Raw genomic sequence first — 6,198 nt, 5'->3', positions numbered from 1 at the left:
GCGGGCGTGGCGTTCGCGGTTGGAGGTGATGGGGTTGGCTTCGCAACCGAATCCTACGCCGCATCAGCGCTTTACCCCTCAGGCGCACTCTTACGAATAAGACGGGCTAGAAACCAGATGTTGGCATATGCTATGGTGGATTGCAGTCCAGCCTGGGTCAGCGCTGATTTCAGCAGACCAAGCGCCAGTGACGGCCTTTCGACTGCCGACACAGGCATGTTGACTAGGACGATTGGCACAGCGATACTCATAATCATTCCACGTTATTCATGATGTGCGCACAGGTGCGTTCGCCATGCCATAGTCTCATGCGCCGGACGGCAAAGTGAATTCTGCGCGACTCCTGACCGGAGCCGTGAACATGAAGTCGCTAATTCGGCTAGTGGGCAGCCCGCTTCGAGCCACGATTTCCGCGTCACGTTCGTTGCCCGGCGACTGGACGGCATGAGCAAGCAGAGAGTGCTGGAGCCGAACGGGGAATAATTGCCTGCACGCGGCTCCGCTCTGGTATTTAGCGGCGCCACCCTCGAGTGCGACTCGCTGTTTTTCATCATTGATGAACGGACTGACGTCGTCATTCACATGGACCTATCAAAGTTTCAGGCGCGTCGTCGTCCGCTAGCAGGGATCACCGCCAGTGCAAGTTGCAGTGGCGCGCCACGAAAAGCCACGACCTCTCCGGAACCAGCGGCACCGTCGTCTGGCAGAACCATTTGATTGACCACTGGGCGGGGCAAGCCATTCTCGACTTAACCGCGTGCGTCCCAGTCGTGCACCGCTGATGCCCGAAATGAGGGCTTGGCTCGAAGCCGCAAGCGCGGAACCCCGCTGGTCTTCTTTTGTCACGCCGGTTGTGCACGCCACGAAGCCAGGGACCGTGGATGCGGAGCGGCATGTCATCGCGCTCAGCACTGCTGGATGGTGGGATGCTGCTGTCGCTTGAGGCTAAGTAGTGCCTCAATGCGAATCGGCACAATCTGCACCCGTATGGGAGGACGCGTGTTTGACTCCTTCGATGCGCCTCGTCGTCCAGTCACCGGTCTGCCAGATGAAGCAGTCGTCGAGGTCTTCTTCGATCAGCCCGGTCATGTACAACTGATCGAGCAAGTCGGCGACCCCAAGGAGGGTTGTTCCGTCAGCTGCGACCCGAATAACCAGCTCCGACATTGTGCAGTTGCCGTCCGCGATCAAAGGGCCAACGGAAATCGGGGCGATGTCGTCGAGCACGCGGTGTTCCATGTTGCGTGAGCGAAGATGAAAGCACCGGTTCCCTGCCTTATATTGCAGGTCCCTGCGGAAGCGGATCGGCAGGTCATGGGCTGGGCTCTCGAGCATATACTGTTCGATCATGCTCTGCAGCCCGCCCCGGAAACCGTCAGGCGTGCTGAAGAAGCGTTCACCCAGAATGCGGGTACCCGAGAGGCCAGCGATCGCTACCCGGCACCGGCGTCACCAGTCGTAAACGCCCCTGCCGCATATTTACGAGGAAGCCGGAAACGCAGGCGATCGTCGTGTGATTGCGTTCCAGAAAGGCGATTGCACCGTCCTTGTTAGCGCCCCTGCGCTTCTCCTTCCGCTCGCGCGCGCGCCCGACCATGGCCTTTGCTGTCTGCGCCTCCTTGCCCTGCAGGATGAGTTCGACTCCTAGCAACTCCTCAGGCGAAAAGGCCGTGTGAATCTGATTAAGATGGGCCCTGCTCAGCACGGAGAAACGATTCGTCGTCGTGCGATATAGATTGAAGAGCCCGAGCACGTGCCTGGTGAGTGCCGGATCCTTGAGTGGGGCTGCGGTTGTTGTTTGCGGTAACGCGCCCGTAATCTGATAGTAGTCGAACAGAAAGCGATCGTAGTGTGGGTTGTCCATAGGATCTGTGGCCCAGTAGCAGAAGCCCGTGCGGACTGCAGAACCAAACATTTCGCTCGCGACACCAACCACGCCCCGCCAAAGCGCTGCATGCTCTTTGCTATAGTCGTAATAGCCTGTAAAGCGATCGGCCGAGAGGCCACAGAACCAACAACCGACGCTGCAGCCTTCGCTTAGCTCGAAAGCGATTATGGGGTGCGTGAGCGACGCCGCCGACACGCCCAATTGGTCATTGCAGCGCCGGATTTGCCGCTCGCGCCAAGCATGAAAGCGAGGATTGATCGTCGACATCTCGCCTTCGTCGCGCAAGAGGTCGCGATGACGCATCATCTCGCGGAGATACTCATCCCACATCACAGCCAGCGGCCACGGCGCAGACTCCGGCTTGAAGCGGTATTGTTGGTAGCCACCGCGCCAGAGCGGCAGCACCTCCATTGGATCCACATTGATGCCGTACCGCTCTGTTACCGCTCGAGGGGTGGCGATTGCCTCCGCAAGCGCCCTGCGGAACTCCTCGTCACCGACTAACCGCTCCATGAAGCGTTTGAGATGCGATAGCGTGCGCAGTTGCTCCGGGGTACGCCGGTCAAAAATCTGTCGGTAGTGCTCGGCGGCAGCGTGTGTCATTGACGAAGCTTACTTCATGTTTTCATCGCACTTCATCGCACTTCATCGCCTCCTCGAGCAACCACCCGATGCGGTCAGAGCGAAGGCATGTCAGACCTCGGCCACGACCGCTACAATAACAACCACAACAACTGCAACGGGCTCAACTGCTGTGGCGTGGTCAGAGGCCGCTTCCGCGGCTTGCGCGCCGCTCGTGGCCACCTCTGCAAGGGCCTGAACAGCGCCGGTCGAGATCGTATCACTCGAATTAAAAGTGCCACCGGCGAGCGGTTTAGTCGTCAACTTCTGTCGAGCTCGAATGCAACTTTTAGCTTCATCAGGTGTGAAGCTGTAGCCGAGGCTCTTTCCGATCGCGACAATCGATGCAAGGCCGGTAGCAATTGGTTTTACGCGTTCAAGCAGACCACCGTCGTTCCCCAGATCGTTGACGAATCGCTCTACGTCAGTTCGCGACACAGCCAGTCTCCGTGCCTTTGCTCAAAGTCGCCAAATCATCCATCTCGGGCTCACAAGCGATTGGTGCCGACGCCGTTAACAGGGCAAGAGGCGTGCCGAATTGAAGATTGCTGATTTTTCGTTTTTCTGACCCTGCGTATCGTCCACTTGGTGACACTTTGTTGCCGAACTGACAATCGGCCCGCTACGCGGGACGAGGTTTTCGTTGACAGTATCCAAACGGAGCAGGTTCTTCACGGCTGCGCCACAACGACGGAGGCAATCCGTCGAACAATACAAAATAGTCAAGAGAGCCTGGGGGCGCTGTCCAAGCGTTATGGATCAATCCGAAGACCGTCGCAAAATGGAAGAAGCGCGGTTCGGTGGCCGATCTTCCGACCGGCCCGAGAGAGCCAAAATCCACCAGTTTGTCGCTTGAGAAGGAGGCCATCATCGTCGCCTTTTGCAAGCATGCGCTGCTGCCGCTGGATGACTATGACTGCCTTTATGCTCTCCAGGCGACAATCCCGCATCTGACACGCTCATCGCTTTATCGCTGTCTTCAGCGCCATGGCATCTCACGGCTTCCGACGTGGAGGATGGCAAGGGCGTAAGGCGCAAGTTCAAAAGCTATCTCGGATACTTCCACATCGACATCGCCGAGGTTCGCACCGCGATGGGAGGGCTTTATCTCTTCGTCGCAATCGATCGAACCTCGAAGTGCGCCTTCACCGAGTTGCACGAAAAGCCACGAGTGTCACAGCCGACTTCTTGCGGAACTTGATCAAGGCAGTCCCTTACAAGATCCACACCGTTCTGACGGACAACGGCACCCACTCACCGACCCAAGCGGTGGGAGTTGGACTGTGGCCGATATCAAAGCCATGATCGAACGAAAGCAACCATTTTGGGCTCATGCCTTCGAGGTGGCCTGCGCCCGCAATGATATCGATCGTTGCCTGACCAAGCCTAAGCATCCCTGGACCAACGGCCAGGTCGAGCGGATGAACCGCACCATCAAGGAGGCCACAGTCAAGCGCTTCCACTACGACACGCATGACGAGTTGCGCAGCCACCTCGCCGACTTCGTCCGCGCCTACAACTTCGCTCGCCGGCTGAAGACCCTGAAGGGCCTCACGCCCTACGAATACATCTGCAAATGCTGGACTTCCCAGCCAGAACGATTCAAACTTAATCCGCTCCAGCAAATGCCGGGACTAAACACCTAGTTTGGAAACGCAGTCGCTGTTGGAGCTTGCATACGGACGGCGCGGGCCGCTCGCCGTCGAAGGAGAGCGGCAATCGCCGTTCTTGAACCGGGCCCGTTTCTTGAGCCGCTGGTTGGCTGCTTTCGGGCAACGCTCCCTGTTGCTGATCGCGCTGCTGCTCCTCTGGTAGGCAGCTTCCAGGTTTGGTTTGGTAGATCCGGTCTTCCTGCCACCGTTCACGGAGGTCATCGTACGCTTGCGCAAACCGGCGATCATTCACTACTCTTGAGCACAGCCAGCGAATTCACACGGCGCTTTGCGCCATCAGCAATCGATATGGCCATCTTCTCCGGAAATCCTTTTGGAAGCGCATTCAGCACCTGATCTATGGCCTTTGCGGCTGTATCGCCGAGCTGCTGGATGACAACCTTGACTGTTTTGTCGGGTAGACCGCAGCTTTTCGCAGTCTGCACGAAATGTCGGCCGAGAACCGTGTGGACGATGTAATGCCGGTTGCTGCCGATCGCCATGGCCAGCTTCATTTGGTTTTGGCTGATCTGTCCAGCGTCCAAGCTCGGTTGGGTCGAAATGATGTCGTAAAGCGGTGCAAGATGAAAACGACCGCCCGGCGCCAAATGAATGCTAAAATTCTTCGCGTGGCCATCGGTGGCGGCAAGCAGCCAGAACACGATCTGCGCCTTGAAGAAAATGGCCTGGTCGTCCTCAGGCGTATCGCTGCCCTTGAGGAAATCCGAGATTTTGCGGATGCCGGGTCCGCCATCGGATTCATACTTTCGCGCGGGTGGAACGGACAGCGCCTGGCAGCAGTCTTCCTGCGGCAGCCGCAACAGGCGGCCGTCGCGCGTCCAGATGCGATCGAACCGCTCAACTGCGAGCACGCGGCGCCCGGCGAAATCGATGATGCTTGATTTGGCGACAGGCAAGCCGAGTGCCGCAACCAGCTCAAGGCACAGATGCTCGTTTTCAACGCTGCCGGTCAGGTCGATTCCGTTCGGCAACTTCCCGATCTGCGGCTTGATAATGTGCGTAGTTGCGGTCGTGCCATGAGGCACGTGCCACTTGTCTTTCCAGTAAAGCAGCGCTGTCTTTTCCTGCGCGCCCGCGAGAGAAATGCGGAAGTCCTGGTCGGGGCCGATGCCGAGCGGATTGCTGGCAAGGTTGCCGAGAATGGCGGCGATCTCCTGATCGCTAGCGGCGCGGCCATCAATGGCGCCGGCGCCCCCGGGTGCGGCACTGTCGGGAAGGAATTGCAGCGCCCCGATGCAATCGCGGCCGATGGCGGAGAGCAGGCTGTAAGCATCGGCGCCATCAGCATGCGCGCGTTCGGCGACGCGTCGGCGGATGTCGTCATTATCGGGCAGAAGATTGTCAAAAACAGCGACGACGGGATCGCCGATATAACGATCCTCCCGCAATGGCAGCGACACGGAAACGGGGATGGCATTTTCCCACGCGAGCCACTGCTTGTCATACTGGAAATCGATTGCGCCACTGCTCTCGCGCCGCAGCCGCCCGACCAGCCGTGCGTTGAGGTAGACGTTGAGCGGCGCACGGGCAGGGCGACGCGCCATCAGAACAGATCCTCAATCGCTTCAGCCGTCAATTTGGTGCGCGGCCGGATGACCAGCTCGAGGTCGAGCGCGGCCAGCGCATCCATCAAGATGCGCAGCTGCGTTGCAGGTTCACCGGCCTCCAGCTTCGAGACCGTCGCTTGACGCGCATGCATCTTCTCACCGAGGTCCCCCTGGGTGAGCTTCTTCTGCCGCCGGTAGCGCCTGATCCCGGCGCCGATTTGCTGGGGGGTGCGGGCAATCGTATCCATAAAGGCATGATACGCAAACGCGTATAATTTGTCAATATACGCGACCGCGAATATCTACAGATCATACGCTTTCGCGTATACTAGGCATATTGAAATTACTAAAAAGCTAACCCGTCTTATTCGCGAGAGGGCGCCTGAGAGGCTGGCGAGCGTGGTGTAAAGCGCTGATGCGGCGTAGGATTCGGTTGCGAAGCCACCCCATCACCTTCAACCGCGAACGC

The 6,198-nt window shown here is 58.5% G+C and carries 5 protein-coding genes and 1 pseudogene; 1 reads left to right on the top strand and 5 read right to left on the bottom strand.

What is annotated here, in order from left to right:
• Positions 1–957: 957 nt before the first annotated feature.
• From QJT78_RS47505 to QJT78_RS47495, 3 genes are all read right to left on the bottom strand, one after another.
• Positions 958–1,350 (bottom strand): hypothetical protein, encoded by a 393-nt coding sequence (locus QJT78_RS47505; RefSeq protein ID WP_011084778.1) that lies wholly within the window; start codon positions 1,348–1,350, stop codon positions 958–960.
• A 46-nt stretch (positions 1,351–1,396) separates the two neighbouring features.
• Positions 1,397–2,491, bottom strand: coding sequence for a radical SAM family RiPP maturation amino acid epimerase (locus QJT78_RS47500; RefSeq protein ID WP_224516873.1), 1,095 nt, complete (start codon positions 2,489–2,491; stop codon positions 1,397–1,399).
• Between the two features lie 90 nt (positions 2,492–2,581).
• Positions 2,582–2,947 carry a Nif11-like leader peptide family natural product precursor gene (locus QJT78_RS47495; RefSeq protein WP_011084781.1) on the bottom strand — a complete coding sequence of 122 codons (366 nt, stop codon included), beginning with the start codon at positions 2,945–2,947 and terminating at the stop codon, positions 2,582–2,584.
• A 213-nt stretch (positions 2,948–3,160) separates the two neighbouring features.
• Here QJT78_RS47495 and QJT78_RS47490 point away from each other — a divergent pair.
• A pseudogene (locus QJT78_RS47490) lies at positions 3,161–4,155 on the top strand (IS481 family transposase).
• 251 nt (positions 4,156–4,406) lie between these two features.
• Here the strand turns inward: QJT78_RS47490 and QJT78_RS47485 are convergent.
• Together QJT78_RS47485 and QJT78_RS47480 are read right to left on the bottom strand one after the other, a co-directional pair.
• Complete coding sequence (locus QJT78_RS47485; RefSeq protein ID WP_011084785.1) at positions 4,407–5,726, bottom strand: type II toxin-antitoxin system HipA family toxin; 1,320 nt, start codon at positions 5,724–5,726, stop codon at positions 4,407–4,409.
• Positions 5,726–5,977: a helix-turn-helix domain-containing protein gene (locus tag QJT78_RS47480; RefSeq protein ID WP_011084786.1), complete on the bottom strand. Its 252-nt coding sequence runs from the start codon at positions 5,975–5,977 to the stop codon at positions 5,726–5,728. The genes QJT78_RS47485 and QJT78_RS47480 overlap by 1 nt, the downstream gene beginning before the upstream one ends.
• Positions 5,978–6,198: the final 221 nt, after the last annotated feature.

It is taken from the genome of Bradyrhizobium sp. Mp27 (assembly GCF_029953005.1).
Taxonomy (GTDB): domain Bacteria; phylum Pseudomonadota; class Alphaproteobacteria; order Rhizobiales; family Xanthobacteraceae; genus Bradyrhizobium; species Bradyrhizobium barranii.
Note: the sequence above shows the minus strand (reverse complement) of the source record. Positions and strands in the feature narration are given on the sequence as shown.

Coding starts and splice junctions, on each gene's coding strand:
- QJT78_RS47505 (WP_011084778.1), bottom strand. CDS start 1,350: ATGATCGAACAGTATATGCTCGAGAGCCCAGCCCATGACCTGCCGATC.
- QJT78_RS47500 (WP_224516873.1), bottom strand. CDS start 2,491: ATGACACACGCTGCCGCCGAGCACTACCGACAGATTTTTGACCGGCGT.
- QJT78_RS47485 (WP_011084785.1), bottom strand. CDS start 5,726: ATGGCGCGTCGCCCTGCCCGTGCGCCGCTCAACGTCTACCTCAACGCA.
- QJT78_RS47480 (WP_011084786.1), bottom strand. CDS start 5,977: ATGGATACGATTGCCCGCACCCCCCAGCAAATCGGCGCCGGGATCAGG.